We start from the raw sequence: 20,283 nt of genomic DNA, 5'->3' as shown, positions 1-20,283 counted from the left end.
CCTCGATATTTCATGACGGGCGTGTGTGGGGCTGGTCGGCGCCGGTGGCGTCGGGGTTGTTCTGATTCTTGCAGGTGGGTGTGACAAGACCCCGCGTGACGTCTGCGGTGCGGGTTTCCAGGCCGGGAGCTGCCAGATTCAGAGGGTCATGTGGAGGACAGGGTCAGGTGGCTGGTGCCGGGAGGTTTCGGAGTCGGCTGATGCTGTCGATGATCAGCTCGGCCCAGCGGGATCGGTCGCTGAAGTGGACGACGGTGCGGCGGGCTCTTCTGGCGAGGGTCGCGGGGATGGTGTAGAGCCGGTAGCGGAGCCGTTTCGGTTCCCAGCGGCGGGCTTCATGACCGGCCAGCGCCAGCATCGCGCTCCAGGCCTGCAACTCGGAGGCCAGGGCGACGATCTGGCACCAGATCCGATTCTGGTCGAACCCGTGCAACGGGAGGTTGGCCAGGCCTGTGTCTTTCGCGATCCGGATCCGGTCTTCGCAGCGGGCGCGTCGACGATGCCTGAGCTCCAGCTGCTGGAGGGTGCCGAGGGTGGTGTTGGTGGCGAAGGCGGTGAGCCGGTAGCCGTCGACGTCGTCGAACCGCAGCTGAGCGCCGGGGTGGGGCCGTTCTCTGCGGACGATCACCCGCATCCCGGCAGGCCAACCGTCGAGATCCAGCAGTCCGGTGAAGTCAGCAAGATCGGCCCCCTCGCGAGCCTCGCCATCGCTGTTGAGGGCCGGCACCCAAACCCACTCAGGGACCAAGTGGTAGAGGTCGGGGGTGTCCATGGGGAGGGTGAACCCGACCGAGTACGCCACCCTGCGCCCGGTCAGCCACTTGGTGAACTCCTTCGTGCCGCCGGCCCCGTCCGCGCGGATCAGCACGCGGCGTCCGGGCCGCGGGTTCCGGTCGGGGAGCTGCGCGAGAGCTTGTTTGGTGACGGTGATGTGATCGGCGGCGGTGTTCGAACCGGCGTTCCCGGGGCGTAGGTGGACCTCCAGGGCTTCGCCGGTGCCCTCAGGTCCGTGGTCGGCGAACGCCAGCAACGGGTGGAACCCGAAGCCTCGCTTGAACGTCGCAGCCGCGCGCTGCTTCTCCGAATGGGCGGTGATCAACGACGCGTCCAAGTCGATGATCACCGGATCCTCGGCAGTCGACTCGTGGTCGGGGGCATGCTCACCGGCCAGGGCCCAGACCGTGGCGCGGGCCTGCTGCCTAGCTCCCGCGATCGCCTTGATGGCCTTGTCCGCATCCGCAGCGAGGGCCGCGATGAGCCGCGACACAGTCGGATCCGACGCCACCGGGCCGTAGACCCCTGGTTCAGCACGCAGGGTAGCGAGGTCACTCAACGCTTCACCGCCGAGCACCAGCGACACCGCCAGATCACAGACGATCTTGCCTGGGTCGTGGACCGCCAACGGTTTCCGCCACCGAGACAGCGCCTCCGACAGGGCCCGGTCCAGGCCGGCCGCGCGGATGGTTTCGGTCAGCAGGATCCCGCCAGCCTGCCCGACCGCGGTCACCTTCGCGGTATCGACATGAACCCTGGGATACGAGCCGGTACTCTTCACCTCGAAGGTGCTCCTTCTTGTTGGTCGATGTTTCTCTAGACAAGTCACATCATCCCAAGTCAGGGGCACTTTCGCTATCTCAGGCCACTACAGTCCACCCACCGTCATGAAAGCACGAGGCTAGGGTGCTGGCCTTCGGAGAACGTGCCGTGCCCAGACGCCCCCCACCGGCGCCGCGGACATGAGAGCGATCCCGATGCCCACGGTCCAGGGCCACATCATCAGTGACTCCGAATCAGGGAGGTCTCGGGCTGCCATGGCGATCACCTGCCCATCTGGGCGCGTGAGAACAACGACATCGAAGGGAGTCGTGTACGGGTCGCCGCACACTTCCCACGGGATCGGGGCCAGGCCAAGTATGGGTCCCAGGGTCGGGTAGATCAGCGTGACGAGATCTGGAGCTTCGGGAATGGTGACGCGGACGGCCAACTCAGCGCCCCTCCCATTCCTCGCCTCGCACGCGACGCCGCTGAGCTTGCCCAGGTCGGACACACCTCCTCAGCCGCGCGCGCCACGCTTCCGTCGCGACTGCCCTTTCGCGATCACTGACGACGACGTAGCCCCAGTTGAAAACCGGCAACTCCGCTCACGACGAGCGAGCCGGCGAAGACCAGGGCTAAGCCCCAGACTTGTCCGGGCTGCAGCACCATGGTGGTGGACCACGGTTGGTCCGCTAAAGGGGCGTAGGCGAACCACCCGAAGGAGCTCGGTCCCGGCGCCGTCATTGCGAAGATGATGATGCCTGAAGCAGTGAGAGCGGCACCGATGCCGCCTAGGACCAACTGCGCTACGGCTCGCGGGTTCGCCATACACAGAAGTGTGGCATGCGTCGAGCGCACCACTCCTGGCAGCAACTGCAAAGGCACTCATGTGCCGCGGTGTGAGAGGGTATCCTTCGGCTTCGGTGTCCCGAGCACGACCGCCCTCAATTTCAGCCGGTGGGCGCCATCCGGGAGCCGAGGGATATGGGCCGCTCGATCACTCAGATGAGCCCGGCTGACGAGAGTCCAGGGACACCGCCTCGTCTATCGACTCATACGCGAGATTGCGCAACGCCGCCCAAAGGATGCTGATAGCCACGCCATAGAGAACCGGCCCCCAAGGATAGACCTCGGGATGTGACCGAAACAACCTGGAGACGAAGATCAATGTGGCCGCCGGAAAGAAATTCACAGCGAACACGCGCATGCGACCGCGCGGGCGTTGCCGCACCACCCCGTGGCTCCGATCCCGGATGGACAACCCGCCCATCACAACGAGGCACGAACCTGCAATCAGCAGACCAGGCCACCTGTCCCATGAAAGAGAAGCCACAACTGTTCCCAACGTGACTGACTCAAGCACGACGTTGAACGAAGCGGTCTTTGCCCTCACCGGCACTACAACCTCCCACGACTCCGGACGGAGAGGAACCGTCGATCCTTCACCCTGAACCAGGCAGCGCGGGGTCCAAGCACGCGAAGCATGACACACGACAGCATCGACCACCCTCCCGGGGTCGGACAACTCATCACGCACAGATCAGGGCCTCGCCCGCTCCCGTCCCAACGTCCGGATTTGCTGCGGTCCGAGCGGGACGGTGCGCGTGGGTGGCGCGGGTGAGTGAGCAGTTCCTTAGTGATAACAGGCGAGTGATAACAGGCGAGGTATCATAGCTGCATGGCGGAGCGTTCGTTCTCGGATCAGCTGAAGCTGCGGCGCGCAGCCGCCGGGTTGACCCAGCGTCAACTGGCCGAAGCGTCCGGAGTGAAGCAACCCTTGATCGCGGCCATCGAGCGGGGCACGAGGGTGCCGTCCGACGCTGCGCGGACCGCCTTGGAGCGCGCGCTTCAGGTACGGCCGTCGGTGCTCCTGCGCGCCAAGCGTGACGACGTGTTGGCCGCTGTGGCGAAGCTCGGGGCCAAGGACCCTCGTGTGTTCGGCTCGGTGGCACGGGGAGACGACAGCCCGGGGTCGGACATCGACTTGCTGGTCACCTTCCCACCCGAGGCGGACATCGTGACGTTACTGACCCTGGAGGAGGAACTGGCTGACCTCCTCACCGTTCCGGTGGATGTGGTGTCGTCGGGTAGTTCCGGACGCGTCCTTGACCGCGTCTGCGCCGAGGCGGTCCCGCTGTGACGAGCCCAGCGGAGGGATCCACGACCCGCGACCGCGAGGCCGGCGCCGATCGGGAGGGCCGGGTCGAGCGGCGCTTGGAGGATCTGGCGGAGTTCGTTCGTGAAGCCGCGTATCTGACCAGTAAGGGACGGGAGGCTTACCTCGCGGATTCGATGGACGGTGCCCTGTTGCGCAATGCCGGCGAGCGGATTCTGATCAAGGTAGCGACCGTGGCCGAGAAGCTACCTCAAGCGTTCAAGGACGGGTATCCCGACGTGGATTGGCAGGGGATCAATCGCATGCGGAATCTGGGTGCCCACCACTACGACGGGGTCAGTCACGATCTGGTGTGGGCGGCACTCAGGGTCCGCATCCCCGAACTCGGCTCGAGGCTGTCCGCGAACTGAGCTACCACCATTCTTGTCGCCCGAACGCACTGATCTGCCGCACTCGGTGTGATCGGTGCGACCTCTTCGGGTTCGTCAATCGAGCAGCGGGATGTCGAGGTCGTAGGCCAGGACGACCGCCCGGGCGAGCTCGGCCTCTTGTGCGTAGGTTAGAAACCCGACGGTCCGGCCGAGCAGCTTGCTCGGAACGGTGACGACGTTGTCGAGGGAGATCACGCCGTCGTGGTCGAGGCCGTTGGCAGGCCCGACCGGGACCTCGCTGGACAGGCCCTTGATCGTGGAGGTGATCGGCGCGATGGTGACTTTCGTCATGGCCGTCCGAGCGGCCTCGCGAGTCAGAACGACTGCTGGTCGTGTCTTGTCGAGCCGCACCAGGCAGATCTCGCGCACTGGTCAGTCCTCGACGGTGGTGTGTGCGACGGACCAGTTGACCAGCTCGTCGAGCTCGTCAGCAGTGCCCCGCTCGCGCAGGATGGTGGCGTCGTGCTCGGCAACCTGACAGCGCATCTCGCGCTCGACGGCACGTGCTACCAGTGCAGCTCGGCTCGGAGCGTTGCCAGCGGCCACGGACCTGTCTAGGAAGGCCACCATGTCGTCGGGGAGTCGGATCGCGATCTGCACGGTCATGTCACCGATCATACCAGCACGGGTCCCAAATTGGGATGCACTCATGCCGCACGCGGTGTGTGTGGTTTGTCTGAGACGGGCATGGTAGCTGTATTGCGCGTGTAGTACGTTGGGATTGTGGATGAAGGCATCGACTGGCGCCATCGGGGCGACAACATCGCCAGGCATGGGCTGACCCCAGTTGTTGCTGACGAAGCTTTCGCCGATCCCAACAGGTTGGTCATCAATCCGGATCCCGCGTCCGTGTCGGCAGAACCATTCGGGTCATCGGCTGGGCAGTCTCCATCCGGACACTGGTCACGATCATTGTCCTTCCCGATGAGGACGTCATCTGGGGAGTCAACGCGTGGCCATCGAACACCACCGATCAGCGCCGTTATCGAGAGGAGCGGACAGATGTCGATTAGTGATCTCATCGCGACCGAGGCCGAGGCGGCTGAACGCAACCCCGACGCCGTGATCAAGCCCGGCAGCCAGGTCACCCGCGGCCATCAGCGTGCCAAGACGCTCCAGGTTCGCCTGAACGTCGAGGAGTTGGAGACGTTGACGCGGCTGGCCGAACAGCGCGGGCTTCCCGTGTCCACTCTGGCTCGCGACCTCCTGCTGTCACACCTGGCAGGCCCAGACGAGTCCGCCAAGGCGCTGATTGCCAGGATCCGGGCAGATCTCGACGACCTTGCAACCCGTGTAGCCTGACGGCGTCGAACATCCGCCTCTGCCGCGCCTCGTGCGTAGAGCCGGGGACCTTGGCACACAGTTCAGCATGGAGTTACAGCGAACCCTTGCAGGGTCGTCGTCGGGCTACCGACCCACTGCGAGGCACGGACAGCAGTCAGGGGCGAGTGGGTGCCGGGGCATCAGCTGACGTTGTTCCCGAACTCCTTGAGTTGGCTCGCTTCTGCGATGCCGCTCGCGAGTGCTCCGATGAGTTCGGCGACGTCTGCAGGTGAGAGTCGCACCGTGGCACGGCAGGTGTTGTCCTCCCAGATGGACAGGATCGTCCTGCCGGTATCGGGATGCGATGAGACGCGCAGCACGCGGCCGGCGCGGTCGCGGCCTTCAAGTGCGATCCCGCGCCTGGGCAGCGGCGAGACGGTCATCTTCCGAGAATGCCATGGGGGACGGTCTGTGTGAAGGTGCTGACCGTTGCGGTTGGGCCGGACCTGCTCGCGCACACTCGCTGATGGGGGGCTCGGCGTTGCTGGGGCCGGGTCAGAAACGGAGTGGTCGCTACTCGGGAACTGCCACGTATTGGGGGTAGCGCGAGGCGTGGCGGCCTTCCTGGGCCGGTCACGCCGACTGTTGGTTGTGGCGCCGCCCATCGGATCGGTTCACAATGCGGACATGAGCATCGAAGCGTGGTGGGGGAATCTGCGACAGCCATCCCGGGACTATCTGATTGCCAACAACGGCGACGTGGTGCCACCCGATCTTGTTGCAGAGATCGTCAGAGCGGGGGGTGCCATCACGACGGACGCCTGGTGGGTTGGCCAGAGCGGACCAACCGGCTTCTACCTGTCGGACGAGGCGATCGACTGGGTCGAGGAGGTCGCCAACGGCGAGACACCCGCGCGCCGCAGCCCGACGACCTGAACCAGCATCCTCATCTGCCGCGGTGCCGACGGGTCATGCTCATCACAAGTGATGGGCTGGTCTTCAAAAGGATGCTCTCTTCTCGCCGCGAGCGGACCGGACACGTTCTTCCGGCTCCGTACGTGATGGCTCGGTTGGGTTGCTCCTCGATCGACCGGGACACCCATTCGCCGACCTTCTCGCCGGCGCGTTCGGCACCTTGCCCCCGAAGGCCTGAGCAAGGACTATCCCGGATCCGGGAGGCCGACACCCGGGGTTTAGCCTGGCGTCAGAGGATTCGGTGCAAGGAGGCGCGATGAAGATCGAACAGGCCGCGGAAGAGTTCTTATCCTGCCGACGGATCGCCGTGACCGGGGTGTCGCACGCACCCCAGGGGCACGGCAGCAACGCTGTGTATCAACGCTTGCGCGACCGCGGTTACGAGGTGTTCGCTGTCAATCCCAACGCTGAGACCGTTGAGGGGGACCCCGCGTATCCAGACCTTCGCTCGATCCCAGGCGGAGTCGACGCCGTCGTCATCGGCACCCGCCCGGAGCGGGCGCAGGCCGCTGTCGAGGAGGCCGCCGACCTCGGGATCACCAAGGTGTGGATGCATCGGTCGGTGGACTCGGGGAGCGTCTCGCCCGAGGCCGTTGATGTCGGACGGAGCAGGGGCATGACGGTGATCGACGGCGGCTGCCCCCTCATGTTCGGGCCGATCTCCGATGGCGGACACAAGGTGATGTGCTGGATGCTCAAGCTCACGGGCAAGGTGCCGCGGACGGTCTAGCCGCGCTGCGGTCCCTGGGGTGAGGCGGTACGTGGGATCCTGGCGCACTCACATGGCGCCAGGCGGACGCACCACGAGGCGAGGAATCGTACGGACACTGAGCTGACTTGGCCCTCCACCGGACCCAGTCCGGCATATCAACGCCATCGGAGCCGCATCACACACCGCGTGACGGGCCGTTGCGCTGGATGTCGTCGCGCCGACGTCGAGTGGCCTCCTCCGGTTGCTGGGAGTCGCGGTGGTGCTGGTCGGCGGTCGGCGCCAGGTGTTGCCGCAGTACGTTGAGAAGGGCGACGGCGATCTGTTCGGGCGACCGTCCGGTCAGGTGTCGAGCGAGCGTGTCGAGGTCGGTGCCGGTGCCCTGCAGATAACTCAGGTGGATCTTCATTGTGTCCCAGCCCGGAGACGTGACCAGTCCTGGGCTGACCACCTCGGCCCAGGGGAGCCAGTCCAGCTCCACCCCACCCCCTGGTTGGTGCTGAGCCAGAGTTGCCGTCGCTACCCGGGCCGGGACCCGTGCGAGGCGTCGGCCCAGCAGTTGGGTGTCGGCACCGAGGTGGTGAAGCTCGTCGAGGCGGGCCGCGATCTGCGGCCACTCTCCCACCTCCGATAGGCCGGTGAGCTCGCCCCAGGGTCGCCAGCGCTCGGCCGCGGGTCGGTCGAGTTCGGTGGGGCGCGTGGACCAGTCGATGTCCTCGATCCCGTCGGATGGCAGCTCGTCGGGGTGCGGCGGCTGGACTTCATCGGGTGGGGTGGCGACGATCTGTCGGTTGAGGCGCCACCACAGCGCCGCTGCGGGCTGCTCCGCTGGCAGTGGACCCTCGGCGACGGCGGCGGCGAGGTGCTCGGTGATCGGCACGCCTGAGGCGTGGAGCGCGGCGAGGCGGTGGGCCAGCACCGTCGCATAGGGGTCGCGGGGAAGGTCGTCTCGGATGTCGCGCAGGAGATCGGTCCAGACGGCGGTCGGGTGGGCGGGGCTGAGCCGGTCGGTGAGGTGTTGTTGCCAGTGGTGCGCGGCGGCGCCGAGTTGGGCTGGTCCAGTGGGTCGGCGGTCTGCGGGTTCAACCTGCCACGCTGCCCGCCACACCTCGACGTCAGCCACGGTCGACGAGGTGAGAGTCTGGCCCGGAAGCGCCCACACCGGCTGGCTGCTGGTGGCGGCGGCTCGGACTTCGGCGGCGAAGGCGCGCACCTGGTCGTGGCGGGCGGTGAGGTAGGGGCCCCACTGGTCGTGGTTGGCGAGGGTAGCGGGAATGCCGGTGAGCCAGGGGAGCGGCCCCGAGGTCTCGAGGTGGGCGAGTCGCCAGGTCAGTACCGCGGCCGGATCGGCAGCGGTCCCGAGTTCGCGTGCATCGACCGCCGCCCGCAGAAGCTGCAGCGGCGAGGCTTCGCTGTCGGCGGCCGCGTGGAGAAGGTGGGAACGCAGCGTGGGCCACGCCGGGCAGGACGTCAGCTGCTCCACCACGTCGTCGGCCTGCTCATCCAACTCGACGACTGCGTCGGCGTGCAGGTCCTCGATGGCCACTGTGACCGCGTCGGTGTAGCGGGCGGCCGCTAGCCCCAGCCGCGTGTAGGGGTCGACGGCGTGGCGGGCTTCGGTGGTGACGGAGCGGGAGGCGCCGTCGCGGGCGAGGATTCCTTCGAGGATGTCGCCAGCGGTGACGGGTCGCAGCGTGGTGGGGTGGATGGGGGAGTTCTCGTCGCCGCCGTCGACGACCTGGATGTAGGCGTGGTTGGTGTGGCGGCCGCGGCTCATCGCGACGTAGAGCTGTTGCCGGGTTTCGGTGCCGGTGAGGACGGTGTGGGTGGTGTCGACGGTGATGCCTTGGGCGCCGTGGACGGTCACCGCGTAGCCCAACTCGACGTTCTCGGTCACGTAGGTCGCAGGGAGTGTGATCTGCAGTCCGGTGTGGAGGTGGCGGGCGTAGATCGCGCCGGCCGGGTCGACTCCGGTGACGGTCCACCGGTCGCCATTCTTGACCCAGTCGGTGGCGCTGACAGAGAGGCGGCGGTCGTTGAGGCGGGTGACGATCACATCCCCGATCGAGCCCATGTTGCCGTCCGAAAGCAGCGCGGCGGGACCCTCAGCGGTCCCATCGAGGGCCTCGAGGCGGTGGTCGCGTGCCCACTTGTTGAGTTGGGCGGTCTGGTCGCGGGTGCCCGCCAGCATCACGGTGTCGAGGCCCGCCGCGCGGTCGGTCTGCCAACCGTCAAGGGCGTCGCGGAGGACCGTTTCGTCCGAGCCGGCGTGGATGCGCTGCTGGTCGAGGTAGAAGCCCAGCGCCTCGGGTTGGCCGTCGCGCAGCGCGAGGGAGGCGGCCGCCTCGGCCGGGTCGTTGAACCGCATCACTTCAGTCAGGTGGACGGCCGGATGGCTGTGGGCGAGGTCGCGCAGCACGCCGCCTGCGCCGACGGCGGCGAGCTGCTGATCGTCGCCGATCAACCGCACCGACGCACCGCGCTGGATGGCGAATCCGATCACCGCGGCCAGCGTCGGCGTGTCGGCCATGCCCGCCTCATCGACGATCAGCAGCGAGTCGGGGCCGATCAGCTTCTCGGCGTCGCGTCGGTGATGGTGGAGGTCCCAGGCAACCTTCGCCAGCGTCGTGCCGTGGCCGACATGATCGGCCAACAGCCTCGCGGCGACGGCGGAGGGAGCGAGCCCGACCACTGTTCCGCCACTGTCCTGCCACGCGTGCGCCAGCGTGGCAAGGGCGGTGGTCTTCCCGGAGCCGGCGGCGGCGAGTGCGAGCTGGACCCGGCGTCCGCTGGTCGCCATCTCCCGCACGAGCTCAACCTGGCCCGCGGTCAGGTTGATGCCGTTGGCGGTCGCCTCGAGGAGCGCCAGTGACACGTCCTCTTCGATTGCTTGCCGACCATCGGTGAGGGTCGCTGCGTCGGTGATGGTCTGTTCGGCTTCGATCACTGCGGTGGAGGTGAACCGGCGGCTTCCGACGGTGGTGTACACCGATTCGCTGTTGCTGCGGCGCAGCACCGGGGGGTCGCTGATCGGGTCGATCCAGCCGTCCAGCGCGATACAGCGAGCCGTCGCTGCGGCCAAGAGATCGGCGGTGAGCCTGGTCGCCTGATCGGGGCTGGTGGCGCGTTCCAGGGCGCGGCGTGAGGCTTCGGCCTGCAGGTGCCACACCGTCCACGACGCCCGCGACAGCCCCATCCGGGTCACCATCTCGTCGGCCACCGCCTGGACCCACTCCGCCGTCGGCGCCGGGCCGGCCGCGCGGCCCGCGACGGTCACATCGGCCAGCATGCGGCCCATTCCGTCGGTGCCCAGGACCGCCGCGGCCTGCGCTGCCCAGGCAGTGCGCTGCTCGGCGAGGCTGCGGGGTTCATGCTTGGCCTGGCGGGTCTCCAGGGTGGCCTGCTGCGCCAGGGCGATCGCCTCGGCGGGGGTCGGCGGACGGCGGTGAGTGCTCTGGAAGTCGACGGCCAGTTCGGCCTGGCGGGCCACGATCGCGGCCCGGCGGCTGGACCACGCCTCCCGCAACTTGGCGGGGACGCCGACGATCTCGCGCACCGGTCGCTTGGACGGATCCCGCTCCCCGTCGGCGGCGAACCGGACGCCCAGACGCGCCATCAGGTGGGCCTCCAACTGCGTGTTGTACACCTCCGAGATGCTCACCAGCCCCGCAAACAACGGCCGGCCGTCGATCGCCAACCACGCCCCGTCCAACGTGCGCACCTTGTTCGCGATCGCCACATGGGTGTGCAGATTCGGATCCCCCGCCCGGGAGTCGCGATGCGTGAACGCGGCTCCGACCAGGCCCGTCACCTCCACCTGCCGCACCCCACCCGCACCCCTTCGCGAGAACAGGACCCGCTCCTCGAGGTAGGCCAACGCGTCGGCGACGGCGGCGTCATGAGCCTCCTCGATCTGCGCCGCCATCGCCTGTGGCGCGACCGCCCACAACGCCGACACGGACTTCACCGGCGTGAACGTCACATCGAACCCCGCGCACGCGGTGTTCGGGTTCCGTGACAGGCGAGCGACCTCCGAGGCCAGCTCAAGACTGCTCGGCGCCCTCCCCATCCGAGCCTCGAATCCGGCGGTGGCGAGCTCGTTACGGATTCCGGCCCGGACCTCCACCGGCACCTGAGCGTCGCTGCCGAGACCGGCGGCCGCTGCCCACTGGGAGCACCGAACCGCGACTTCCTGCTGGAACACGTTGGCCGCCTCGTGGACCCGAAAGGGTGCCCCCAGTCGGGCGGCGGCACTGACCTGTTCGCGCGTCGCCCCGTCCGGCAGGGCAGCCAGACGAGCGGCCATGTCCGGGTGGAAGCCTGCCCCGAACAGACACTGCATCTGCTCCGCCGACACCGCCGACCCAGGCTCCACCTCGAGCGAGTGGAGGCCGGCCCCGACCCACCTGCCGGGCACCTCACCCTTCTCCGTGTAGTACGACGTCAGCGACGCGTGGCCCTTCTCCGTGGAGTCCTGCGCCGCGACCTGCCGGGTCAGGTAGTCATAGCCCGACCCGGCCGTCAGCTTGTGCAATGACGCCGTCATACCCCCCAGAACCCGAACCGACCCTGGCCACAGCGCGAACCGAGAGTGCAGGAGGTGTGTGCGACTTCCCTGTCAGGGGGTAGCTGGCAGGCTTCCGGTATGGGGTACGTCGCGGGTCGAGCGGAGCAGATCGCAGGCTTCTTGGTAGCGGAGATCGTCGGGGCCGAGGCGATCAGGCAGGGACCGTCCTCGGCCATGGACTTCGAGCTGCGGTGGCCGAACGGGGACCTTGGAGTCTTGGAGGTCACGCTGAGCGGGATTCACTGGGTAACCTTCTGTCCTATTCGATGAGTCTTACTGTTTGGGAGGCTCAGATGACATCCGCAGGGTTCGAGACATTCGTTCGCGCTCGTGGGCGCGACTTGTGGCGAGCCGCGTGGCTACTCACTGGCGATGCTCACAAGGCGGAGGATCTGGTCCAGACCGCACTGACCAAGGCGTACCCGCACTACGCAGGCAACGAGAATGCGTTCGAGGCCTACGCCCGCACCACGATGTATCGCACCTTCTGTAGTTGGTGGCGACGCAAGTGGCGCGGCGAGGTTCCCTCCGCGGACCAGCGCGAAATCGCAGGCAAGGGCCTATCGGCCGAGGTGAGCTTGGACCTCGCGCGGGCCCTCGCCGAGTTGCCCAGAAACCACAGGGCCGTGCTCGTGCTGCGGTACTTCGAGGACCGAACCATCTCCGACGTCGCCCAAACCCTTGGACTGGCCGAAGGAACGGTCAAGGCCTACTCGCACAAAGCGCTGCAAGCACTGAAAGCGTCGAAGTATCTCGTCGAGGAGGATGGATGAACGAGACAGATCAGGTCCGCGCCCTGCTGAAGAATGGCATCCCGGATCCGCCCACACCAAGCCAATGGGCGGAGAGCGCCCAGCGACGCGCCCAGCGACACAGGGTCGCCGGCACCATGGCCGTCCTTGCCGCGATCGCGGCAGTCGGGTTCGGATTCGCCAGCCAGATCAGTTCGACTCGACAGCTAGCAAGTCCTGCTCCGACTGCAACGCCCAGGGCGTCAGCGGCCGCCGCCCATGACCTAGTCGTCGCCGAGTCCCAGCTGATAGAACAGCCCAATGGCGACGCCGCCTTCTGCGTGGGAATGATCTATCAGACGCTCCCTCCAGCGTGCTCGGGCGTGACCGTCAAGGGACAGTTCTCATGGGACATGGTCGAATACCTGGAAGCGAACGGCATTCGGTACACCGATACCGCCTACCGCCTTGTCGGGAGGCTTGATCCGGTCAGTGCCTGGGGCACGTTCACTATTGTGGAGCCCCCCGAGCCAGCCGCAAGACGATCCGCGGGCGAGGAGCGTGACATGGCTGCGATCTGCTCTGATCCCATGCGCAGAGCGGACCCCGCGAGGGCATCGGCCCGGAACCAGGACGACCTCACAACTGTTGCTGCGACCCTCCCCGTCGTGTCGCTCTGGCTCTCCGAGGGTGGCACCGGCGTGAACGTATTGGTTCGGGGTGACAGTGGCGTCGCCTTCGAGGAATTGCGTTCTGTGTGGGGCGGGCCACTGTGTGTGGGCAGCTCGGATGAGCCCACGCAGTCTGAACGGGAGGCTGCACTGGAAAGGGTCGCGACGGAGTTGCCGAAGGATCAGTATCTGACGGGCTCAACCGACTCCGGTGACTTCCATGACCCGACGCTGCTGGTGCAGGTCGTGCACCTCACCCCGCAACTCCAGTCTCAGATCGAAACGGCGGCCGGCCCCGACATCAACGTGGTCATCACGGAAATGTTCACGGACTACCAAGTCGAAAAGTAAGTGGGCCTAGACCCAAGACGAGGACAAGTCCCGGCACCACCAAATGGAGCATGCCACGCCTACCCGAGGTAAACCGTGGCGCTTAGGGATGCGCTGATCGTCCCGATCTGGACGAACTCACATCCGACCACGCGTCCGACGTGTTGTCCCACGGCCACGATGTTTCCATCGCTGCGTGCGTAGAACCATGGCCCTCCAGAGTCCCCGCCCTGGCAAGAAGTCGAGTTGGTCCGTGCAAGTATCGTCGTGGACCCGTCTAGCATCACCCGAGGGTAGTGTCCAGCGACGGTAGTGGAGTGGTATCCGCTGGTGCGGCCATACAGAGCGACCACCTGTCCTGCCGGGACACTCGACTTGTATTCCTTCACAGTTCGTGAATCGTTGTACCCAACCCAAGCCATGGGGCGGAAACCTGTTCCCGCGGCGGCCCGGATGAGTTGCGTGTCCGCCGCGACATTATAGAAGTAGCGGTTTCCCACGGTTGTTCCAGGAGGCGTCTTCCACGTCTGGACACTTGGCTGTGGATTTGCTAGCTGGAAGCAATGTTCCGCCGTGGACCCCATCTTTTCGCGGGTCGTCCACTTGTCCCAGTTAAACCCGGAAGTGCAGATCCCCGTCTCGGTCGCCCGTGGGTTGTTGATGGCGGAGCCGCCGGTCCACGGCGATTGGTCTGCGCCGCTGGTCTGCCATTCATCCGTGGCAGGGGGCGCTTCATTTGCCACCCGCACTATGGTCGGCACCCCAAGGAGGGACTCTGCGGATGTTCGTGACAGTGGTGCACCTTCGGGCAGGGTCACATCTAGCCCATGGTCGGTGTAGCCGATGTCCTGCGGCACGGAGCCGAAGACCTCTTCTGCGAGACCGTGGTCTTCGAAGAGCTTGACGGCGATCTCCTCAATGTCTCGCGTCGTGTAGTCGACCGCCTCTAGTGGTGTGTCGGTGATGTAGCTTTACGGTTGCGTGGGATAGTGGGGCATGGCGAATAGGACTGCTCCGGCGTTGGAGTTACGCGGCGGCGACAGGGGCGAGTTGGAACGGCTGACCCGGGCGGCGACGGTGATGGCCTCGACCGCGCAGCGGGCGAGGATCGTATTGCTGGCCGCTGACGGGGTCGGGAACCAGGTGATCGCAGACACCGTCGGAGTGTCGAGGCCGACGGTGAACCTGTGGCGAGACCGCTACGCCGAGCGCGGTCTGCGTGGTCTGGCTGATGAGCCCCGCCCGGGCCGGCCCCGGCGGGTCGACAGGGTTGCGATCCTCGCGGCGACGCTGGATCCGCCGCCGGCCAGTCTGGGGGTCACGCACTGGTCGTCGCGGCTGCTGGCCCCACGTGTAGGGGTCGACCACGCCACCGTCGCGGCAGTGTGGAAGGAGTACGGTATCCGGCCCTGGAAGACGGAGACGTTCAAGTTCTCCACTGACCCGGAGCTGGTGGCCAAGGTCACCGACATTGTCGGCCTGTACCTGGCGCCACCCGACAACGCGATCGTGCTGTGCGTGGATGAGAAGTCCCAGATCCAGGCGTTGAACCGGACCCAGAAGACACTGCCGATGGCGCCGTGCCACGCGGAGCAGCGCACCCATGACTACGTCCGCCACGGCACCACCACCCTGTTCGCCGCGTTGGAGATCGCCACTGGGAAAGTCACCGGGTTGTGTAAGGACCGGCACCGGCATCAGGAGTTCCTCGGCTTCCTCAAGCACGTGGCCCGCGCCTACCCCGATCAGGAGCTGCATCTGGTGATGGACAACTACGCCACCTACAAGAAGGCCGAGGTCCGCGACTGGCTCGCCGGCAACCCCCGGATCATGGTCCACTTCACCCCGACCTCCGGCTCGTGGCTCAACCTGGTCGAGGTCTGGTTCGGCATCATCGAACGCCAGGCCATCCGTCGCGGGACCTTCACCTCGGTCAGAGACCTGACCGGCAAGATCCGCACCTTCATCAACGGATGGAACCGACGCAAACACCCATTTATCTGGACCAAGACGCCCGACCAGATCCTCGACCGAATCGAGCGGAAGCGTAACCACGTCTCGACCACAAGCTGTTCTATTCAGCGTCCACAGGGGTATCGATGACAGTCTATTGGACCTGGCTCGGACGTTTTCTCGGTGTACTCATGCCACTCGTGTCGGCGTTAGCGTCGTCTGTGTACTCGTTGGGGAACCCTGACCCCTTGGGTTGGCCTTGGGCTTGCGTGTCATGGGTACTGGCAGTCAGGGCAGCGCGCTCTGGTCTCGTGCTAGCCGATGACCGTGTCACGTGGCGCGGAGTTCTGGTTACTCGGTCCTACCCGATCGATGCCGTGCAGGCGATCGAGTTGACCAACGAGGCAACGCCTATGGCTATTGGGTCGGGTCTCCTGAGGGGGGATGTTGGTGTGCGGCTGCGACTCAAGAATGGTCGCGGCATTCTTTGTCCTTCGATCTACGGACCGACCGTTCCCCCTCTGGTCCGCAGAATGCAGCAGGATCTGCGGGCGCGCAAGACGAAGGCAAGAAGAGGGCTGCAGAAGTAGTCGGTGTCACAGGGCCGGGCTCAGGTCGAGTATGCCGGGGCAGACCGGCGGGGAGCGGGCACTGCCCAATCTGCCGGCATTGCTGAGATGGCGGTGGATCGCTCGACGTCACGCGCTCCCGCTGGTCGATGGTACCGCCGCAAACACCCGTTCCTGCGAGTCACAACACCCGGCCAGATCCTGATCGAATCGAGCGGAAACGTAAACATGTTTCAACGACAAGCCACTAGAATAGCGGACCGAGCACCGCTTAGGGTGCATGACGTCAGATCAGTTTTGATCTTCCCTTGACGGCCATGGGGTAATTCTCATGGCCTGCCGCGCCACAACCGAGCTACCAACTGATAAAGCATGCCAGCGGGCTCACTCCGCCATTGGCTGGGGGCGCACACTTCGAATGAGCACTGTCGCCTCAGTGCCGCGACCTATCTGAGCGTGGGGGCGACGCTCAATTGCGAAGAGCGCCATGGTCGCGTCCAGCCGCACCCACAGGCTATGTGCTGCGGTGCGTGCCTCTGCCAACCGCCGCGCCTTCGAGCGCCAGCGCCTCGGCCCAGGCTGGGGATGCGGATGGTTGAGCCGGACAGCAGCACAAAGCTCTGTGTGTTCTTCAAGGCCGAGTCCGAGGCGGGCACCTGCAACACGGTCCTCCTCCGGAACCGCACAGCCCTTCTCCTGTCCTGGACCATCAGGTCGATCCGGTCAGCTTCGCGGTCGAAACGGTAGCTCGGGGCGTCGGGGTGACGGGGTCGTGCGGCTCGAACCCCAGTTGTTGGATGGCTTTCGCCGCTGCCGAGTAGCTGCCGGCGGTCATGACCTCTACGACGATGTCGGCGTCCAGGGTGGGGCGGTTGATTCCGACCCCGGCCAGGGTGGCGTGGGCGTGGACCATCAGCCCGCCGACCAGCATCCAGTGGGCTGGTGGCAGGACGTTGGCGATCTCGTCGAGCAGGTTGAACTGGTCAGAGGTCACGTGCGCGTTCGCTGAGTGCCTGTGCTGCGGCGGATGATTCGCGGCTGTCGCCGAGCAGGTAGGTGTCGAGCAGGATGCGGGCGACTCGCCGGTCGGGTCGCCGCTCGACGACGCCGAGGTCCCCTTCTCCGTCGGGGGCGACGAGAGCGCGGGTTTCGAAGTCGGTGAGGTCCTCGACCTCCACGAAGGACACCCTGCGAGGACCGGCGATATCGAACCCGATGATGTCGCTGCCCGCTGATGGGCCGATCGGGGGGAGTCCCCTCACTGTCTCGAGGGCGCGGTACCTGGCCCAAGTGCCGTCCAGCCCGCCGGCAAGATACGCGAGGTGGTTGGGTGTGGCGGTGCGCAGGACCCGCCGGAGCCGGCTCAGTTCGGAACCGGTGAACTTGGTGGTGGTACCGGTGCTGAGCAGGTCCAGGGCTGCCTGGGTGGCGCGGTGACTCCAGCGCCGACCCCGGGAGCGTGAGCGTTTCCAGGCGATGACGGCGATGTCGTCGAGGACCGGTTCGCGGCCGAATGCATGCCGGGCCTGCAGTGTGCCGTCGCGCAACGCGGCGCGGATCTGATGGGTGGTCACCCCGGCCTCGTCGGCGGCATCTGAGACAGTCACTCGCATACACATATCGTCCTATTCAGGATGATATGTGTCAATCCGCCGGAGCGGAGGGACGCTTCACATGTCCGCCGGAGGACGGGAACCGGGCCACGGTCCAGCCTGATGCTGTCCCATGAAGTGCAACCTCGAGGATTCGCGCGTCCAGGCGTAGCGTCCGGAAGTCGCCGCGGCGCGGAGTGGCCGTGACGTCAGCGATGGGTCTTGATGACCTCGATGGTGCAGCGTGGGCCAGTGGACCTCGAGAGGCGCCCGTCGCCGGTGAGCAGGGGCACTTGGAGTGCTTCGGCGAGGGCAACGTAGGCGGCGTCATAGACGGTGAGGGTGTCCCGCAGTTCCCAGCAGCGCACCAGAAGCGGGGTGTGCTCGACGCGCTGGACTGGCAGATCCTTCAGGTCGTCGAGGGCAAGCCCGACCCTGCGCGGATCCAGGTGCCCACCGCGGGCCAGGCCGCGCCACACCGAAGCCACTTCAAGATCGATCAGTGCGGGCGCGGCGAGTTGTTCACCGCGCAGCCTGTCCCGCACTGTGTCACCGTCCTGGCCGTCGTCGAGCAGGGCGACGGCCAGGACGCTGGCGTCAATGACGAGCACGATCGGACCGCAACGCGCTCACCGCGTCGGCCAGCGGCAGCGATCCACCGGCACGCCCGCCGGCCCTGGCCAACACCTCGTCCAGCGTCGGCTGGGCGGCTTCGGCGATCAGCTTCGAGCGCAGGTACTCCTGCAGTGACTGGTGCGCCGAGGCCGCCCGCTGTCGCAGCACAGCGTGCGTGTCGTCCGGAACGTCCTTGATCTGAATGTTCGGCATGGAGCCATTATGGCGCCATGCGCGCCATAATGGAGCGCAGGCAACTCGGCATCTGCGGACTGGCTGCTCGAAGGCATGCAGCTGCTTGATCGGACCCGAGCCGCTCTGTCCCCCCAATATGTGGTCGTGGTCACAGAACCTTGGTGGGGTTAGGAACCGGGCTAAGAGCGGCCAGGTGAGAGTGATACCAAGGTGGTAGCATTTCACCCATGGCCATGACGTTGCGATTGGAACCCGAGGACGAGAAGGCCCTTGCCCTCCTCGCAGAAGCCGAGGGTGTGAGCAAGCAGGAAGCGACGGTCCGGGCGATCAGAGAGGCCGCCGCCCGCCACGTCCGCGAGGACAAGGTTCGCCGCCTGTCCGCCGCCGCCCGTGAGCGCTACGCAGATCTGCTCGACCGCCTCGGCCAGTGATCGAATACCTCACGCTGGAGGACGTCCTGACGCTGGTCGCCGACCTCGGCGTGGGGCCGGTGCGCGACATCGGGCTGCTCGATTCGGCTGTCCACAGGCCGCACGTGACGGTGTTCGGCCGCGACGCCTACCCGGACTTGGACACCAAGGCCGCGGTTCTCCTCGAGTCGGTGGTGAGGAACCACGCGCTCGTGGATGGGAACAAGCGGCTGGGGTGGCTTGCCGTGGTCGTGTTCTACGGCCTGAACGACGTCGCGCTGGCCGCACCAGATGACGACGCCTACGACCTGGTGGTCGCGCTCGCGTCGGGAGCCACGGACTACCAGGACGCCGCCAGCCAACTTGCCAGTTGGCACTGACCACGGTGCAGTCAAGCGCCCATCGACCCACGGGCCAAGTGCAGCCAGACACTCGGTAGAACCCATCAGATCCGGATGATCGGCAAGCCGCTCTTGCCCGCAGCGAGGCTGGGCCTTCCTCTATCTGAGCTGGGCGGTGTTTGATGATGCGCCGTTGGCCTCGGTTCGCGCTCGCCAGCCGCCGTGGGCAGGATGGTGGCATGGTCGAGGTGAACTGGAGGGGGATCGCCCGGACGGCGAAGGCCCTGGGCGGCGAGGCACGAACTACCTGCTCCTCAAGACGAAGCAGCGGACGGGGCCGTCCTGGACTCCGCCCTGCCCGCTGTCGAGGAGGGTCCGGACAACGATGGCTGGTTCCTGGGCCCGCAGGGCTGGATGCTGCTCATTGAGGGACTGGACGAGCAAGTCAACCCGTGGATCGTGCAGCTCGCCAACCGCCTGACCGCCGCCGGGATCGAGGGGAGCTTGACCGGGGCCGGGGTCGCGGCACCACCGATGTGGTCGCGCGGCGACTGGGATACCCGCGCCCTGTATGCCAACATCGTCGTCCGTCCGCCGGTGGACGCCCGCGCCCTCGACGTGGGCCTGGGGTGGCTGACCGGTCATGGCGGGCAAGCTCAAGGTCTCCGCGGGCTGGGGGTATGCCGGCTTCTGGGTCGGCGCCGAGGCCGCCAGCGCCATCATGATCAAGGACGCCGAGCACCGCGGATCGGCGTTCTCGACCAACTACAACCAGGCGAGGCTGGATGTCAGCCACCTGAGCGTCAGTGACCGGGGGCTCGAACTCATCCGCGAGGCGGCCGACTGGAGGTGGGGCGACATCGTCGCCGACCTCAGTGACGCCCTGGTCGCGGCCCCACTCGACCGCGTGCCCTACGCGTCGGTCTCACATCAGGGGTTCGGCACCCTCGTCCCCGCCACACCGGGCAGCCAGCCCTATGCCCTGCACGCCTACCGGTACCATCCCGAGCGATCCGACATGTCCGACCGCTCACAGCGCGGCAGATGAGGGCGACTGCTCAGGTACCCCCGGACAGCATCCCGACATCGAGGCCGCCTGGCACTTGGGGCAGTGGTGAGCCATGCGTTGATGAGGGCGGCCGGGCCTTGCTGATCAGCGTCATGCAGATGGTGATGAGGACCATGATGAAGAAGAAGACGACGATGACAAGGAGCAGAGGGAACACTGGGAGGAGCATCGACGACGAGCGAGCCGTGTTGTGTGCTTCCGGCCTTTCAC

The 20,283-nt window shown here is 66.4% G+C and carries 21 protein-coding genes; 11 read left to right on the top strand and 10 right to left on the bottom strand.

The features are described 5' to 3' along the window. Positions 1–163 precede the first annotated feature (163 nt). On the bottom strand, positions 164–1,555 hold the full coding sequence (locus tag ACZK5D_RS09855) for an IS1380 family transposase (protein WP_463665165.1): 1,392 nt from the start codon (positions 1,553–1,555) through the stop codon (positions 164–166). Between the two features lie 1,659 nt (positions 1,556–3,214). Here ACZK5D_RS09855 and relB point away from each other — a divergent pair. After that, positions 3,215–3,676: a type II toxin-antitoxin system RelB family anti-toxin gene (relB, locus tag ACZK5D_RS09850; RefSeq protein WP_463665164.1), complete on the top strand. Its 462-nt coding sequence runs from the start codon at positions 3,215–3,217 to the stop codon at positions 3,674–3,676. After that, positions 3,673–4,062: a HepT-like ribonuclease domain-containing protein gene (locus ACZK5D_RS09845; protein ID WP_463665163.1), complete on the top strand. Its 390-nt coding sequence runs from the start codon at positions 3,673–3,675 to the stop codon at positions 4,060–4,062. Before relB ends, ACZK5D_RS09845 begins: the two co-directional genes overlap by 4 nt. 75 nt (positions 4,063–4,137) lie before the next feature. Here the strand turns inward: ACZK5D_RS09845 and ACZK5D_RS09840 are convergent, their stop codons facing one another. Then, the gene (locus ACZK5D_RS09840; protein WP_463665162.1) at positions 4,138–4,434 is read right to left on the bottom strand and encodes a type II toxin-antitoxin system PemK/MazF family toxin; all 297 of its coding nucleotides are present in this window, start codon (positions 4,432–4,434) and stop codon (positions 4,138–4,140) included. A 21-nt stretch (positions 4,435–4,455) separates the two neighbouring features. Further along, a complete protein-coding gene (locus ACZK5D_RS09835; protein WP_463665161.1) occupies positions 4,456–4,689 on the bottom strand; it encodes a YlcI/YnfO family protein in 234 nt (77 codons plus the stop codon). Between the two features lie 396 nt (positions 4,690–5,085). On the opposite strand from ACZK5D_RS09835, the gene ACZK5D_RS09830 reads away from it, so the two are divergent. Then, on the top strand, positions 5,086–5,385 hold the full coding sequence (locus ACZK5D_RS09830) for a YlcI/YnfO family protein (protein WP_463665160.1): 300 nt from the start codon (positions 5,086–5,088) through the stop codon (positions 5,383–5,385). Between the two features lie 161 nt (positions 5,386–5,546). Here the strand turns inward: ACZK5D_RS09830 and ACZK5D_RS09825 are convergent, their stop codons facing one another. Continuing rightward, the gene (locus ACZK5D_RS09825; RefSeq protein WP_463665159.1) at positions 5,547–5,789 is read right to left on the bottom strand and encodes a hypothetical protein; all 243 of its coding nucleotides are present in this window, start codon (positions 5,787–5,789) and stop codon (positions 5,547–5,549) included. A gap of 244 nt (positions 5,790–6,033) precedes the next feature. On the opposite strand from ACZK5D_RS09825, the gene ACZK5D_RS09820 reads away from it, so the two are divergent. Together ACZK5D_RS09820 and ACZK5D_RS09815 are read left to right on the top strand one after the other, a co-directional pair. Beyond that, entirely contained in the window at positions 6,034–6,282 is a 249-nt protein-coding gene (locus ACZK5D_RS09820) for a hypothetical protein (RefSeq protein WP_463665158.1), read from the top strand. 295 nt (positions 6,283–6,577) lie between these two features. After that, a complete protein-coding gene (locus ACZK5D_RS09815) occupies positions 6,578–7,051 on the top strand; it encodes a CoA-binding protein (RefSeq protein ID WP_463665157.1) in 474 nt (157 codons plus the stop codon). A gap of 157 nt (positions 7,052–7,208) precedes the next feature. Here ACZK5D_RS09815 and mobF read toward each other — a convergent pair whose 3' ends face one another. After that, positions 7,209–11,564: a MobF family relaxase gene (mobF, locus tag ACZK5D_RS09810; protein WP_463665156.1), complete on the bottom strand. Its 4,356-nt coding sequence runs from the start codon at positions 11,562–11,564 to the stop codon at positions 7,209–7,211. Between the two features lie 326 nt (positions 11,565–11,890). Between mobF and ACZK5D_RS09805 the strand changes: the two genes are divergently transcribed. From ACZK5D_RS09805 to ACZK5D_RS09795, 3 genes are all read left to right on the top strand, one after another. Then, positions 11,891–12,370: a SigE family RNA polymerase sigma factor gene (locus tag ACZK5D_RS09805; RefSeq protein WP_463665155.1), complete on the top strand. Its 480-nt coding sequence runs from the start codon at positions 11,891–11,893 to the stop codon at positions 12,368–12,370. Further along, positions 12,367–13,350 carry a hypothetical protein gene (locus ACZK5D_RS09800; protein ID WP_463665154.1) on the top strand — a complete coding sequence of 328 codons (984 nt, stop codon included), beginning with the start codon at positions 12,367–12,369 and terminating at the stop codon, positions 13,348–13,350. The genes ACZK5D_RS09805 and ACZK5D_RS09800 overlap by 4 nt, the downstream gene beginning before the upstream one ends. Positions 13,351–14,325: 975 nt before the next feature. After that, positions 14,326–15,432 carry an IS630 family transposase gene (locus ACZK5D_RS09795; protein WP_463665153.1) on the top strand — a complete coding sequence of 369 codons (1,107 nt, stop codon included), beginning with the start codon at positions 14,326–14,328 and terminating at the stop codon, positions 15,430–15,432. 1,128 nt (positions 15,433–16,560) lie between these two features. On the opposite strand, the gene ACZK5D_RS09790 is transcribed toward ACZK5D_RS09795, so the two are convergent. The 4 genes from ACZK5D_RS09790 to ACZK5D_RS09775 all read right to left on the bottom strand — a co-directional run bounded on the left by ACZK5D_RS09790 (position 16,561) and on the right by ACZK5D_RS09775 (position 18,271). After that, complete coding sequence (locus ACZK5D_RS09790; RefSeq protein WP_463665152.1) at positions 16,561–16,845, bottom strand: hypothetical protein; 285 nt, start codon at positions 16,843–16,845, stop codon at positions 16,561–16,563. Next, positions 16,835–17,458 carry a hypothetical protein gene (locus ACZK5D_RS09785; RefSeq protein ID WP_463665151.1) on the bottom strand — a complete coding sequence of 208 codons (624 nt, stop codon included), beginning with the start codon at positions 17,456–17,458 and terminating at the stop codon, positions 16,835–16,837. Before ACZK5D_RS09785 ends, ACZK5D_RS09790 begins: the two co-directional genes overlap by 11 nt. Positions 17,459–17,652: 194 nt before the next feature. Then, positions 17,653–18,054 (bottom strand): type II toxin-antitoxin system VapC family toxin, encoded by a 402-nt coding sequence (locus ACZK5D_RS09780; RefSeq protein ID WP_463665150.1) that lies wholly within the window; start codon positions 18,052–18,054, stop codon positions 17,653–17,655. Beyond that, the gene (locus ACZK5D_RS09775) at positions 18,041–18,271 is read right to left on the bottom strand and encodes a FitA-like ribbon-helix-helix domain-containing protein (RefSeq protein ID WP_463665149.1); all 231 of its coding nucleotides are present in this window, start codon (positions 18,269–18,271) and stop codon (positions 18,041–18,043) included. The genes ACZK5D_RS09780 and ACZK5D_RS09775 overlap by 14 nt, the downstream gene beginning before the upstream one ends. 209 nt (positions 18,272–18,480) lie before the next feature. Between ACZK5D_RS09775 and ACZK5D_RS09770 the strand changes: the two genes are divergently transcribed. The 3 genes from ACZK5D_RS09770 to ACZK5D_RS09760 all read left to right on the top strand — a co-directional run bounded on the left by ACZK5D_RS09770 (position 18,481) and on the right by ACZK5D_RS09760 (position 20,052). Further along, positions 18,481–18,684, top strand: coding sequence for a CopG family transcriptional regulator (locus tag ACZK5D_RS09770; RefSeq protein ID WP_458995487.1), 204 nt, complete (start codon positions 18,481–18,483; stop codon positions 18,682–18,684). Next, positions 18,681–19,043 (top strand): type II toxin-antitoxin system death-on-curing family toxin, encoded by a 363-nt coding sequence (locus ACZK5D_RS09765; protein ID WP_463665148.1) that lies wholly within the window; start codon positions 18,681–18,683, stop codon positions 19,041–19,043. The genes ACZK5D_RS09770 and ACZK5D_RS09765 overlap by 4 nt, the downstream gene beginning before the upstream one ends. Positions 19,044–19,647: 604 nt before the next feature. Continuing rightward, on the top strand, positions 19,648–20,052 hold the full coding sequence (locus tag ACZK5D_RS09760; RefSeq protein WP_463665147.1) for a hypothetical protein: 405 nt from the start codon (positions 19,648–19,650) through the stop codon (positions 20,050–20,052). A gap of 10 nt (positions 20,053–20,062) precedes the next feature. Here ACZK5D_RS09760 and ACZK5D_RS09755 read toward each other — a convergent pair whose 3' ends face one another. Further along, complete coding sequence (locus ACZK5D_RS09755) at positions 20,063–20,230, bottom strand: hypothetical protein (protein ID WP_463665146.1); 168 nt, start codon at positions 20,228–20,230, stop codon at positions 20,063–20,065. Positions 20,231–20,283: the final 53 nt, after the last annotated feature.

It is taken from the genome of Tessaracoccus yangjingae, from assembly GCF_055326235.1.
The sequence above is the reverse complement of the archived record's forward strand: the minus strand, read 5'-3'. Positions and strand labels throughout refer to the sequence as shown.

Excerpts from the sequence above, each read along its gene's own strand:
- ACZK5D_RS09760 (WP_463665147.1), top strand. The coding sequence starts at position 19,648 with ATGGCGGGCAAGCTCAAGGTCTCCGCGGGCTGGGGGTATGCCGGCTTC.
- ACZK5D_RS09835 (WP_463665161.1), bottom strand. The coding sequence starts at position 4,689 with ATGACCGTGCAGATCGCGATCCGACTCCCCGACGACATGGTGGCCTTC.
- ACZK5D_RS09820 (WP_463665158.1), top strand. The coding sequence starts at position 6,034 with ATGAGCATCGAAGCGTGGTGGGGGAATCTGCGACAGCCATCCCGGGAC.
- ACZK5D_RS09775 (WP_463665149.1), bottom strand. The coding sequence starts at position 18,271 with ATGCCGAACATTCAGATCAAGGACGTTCCGGACGACACGCACGCTGTG.
- ACZK5D_RS09770 (WP_458995487.1), top strand. The coding sequence starts at position 18,481 with ATGGCCATGACGTTGCGATTGGAACCCGAGGACGAGAAGGCCCTTGCC.
- ACZK5D_RS09800 (WP_463665154.1), top strand. The coding sequence starts at position 12,367 with ATGAACGAGACAGATCAGGTCCGCGCCCTGCTGAAGAATGGCATCCCG.
- ACZK5D_RS09805 (WP_463665155.1), top strand. The coding sequence starts at position 11,891 with ATGACATCCGCAGGGTTCGAGACATTCGTTCGCGCTCGTGGGCGCGAC.
- ACZK5D_RS09825 (WP_463665159.1), bottom strand. The coding sequence starts at position 5,789 with ATGACCGTCTCGCCGCTGCCCAGGCGCGGGATCGCACTTGAAGGCCGC.
- ACZK5D_RS09830 (WP_463665160.1), top strand. The coding sequence starts at position 5,086 with ATGTCGATTAGTGATCTCATCGCGACCGAGGCCGAGGCGGCTGAACGC.
- ACZK5D_RS09815 (WP_463665157.1), top strand. The coding sequence starts at position 6,578 with ATGAAGATCGAACAGGCCGCGGAAGAGTTCTTATCCTGCCGACGGATC.
- ACZK5D_RS09795 (WP_463665153.1), top strand. The coding sequence starts at position 14,326 with ATGGCGAATAGGACTGCTCCGGCGTTGGAGTTACGCGGCGGCGACAGG.
- relB (WP_463665164.1), top strand. The coding sequence starts at position 3,215 with ATGGCGGAGCGTTCGTTCTCGGATCAGCTGAAGCTGCGGCGCGCAGCC.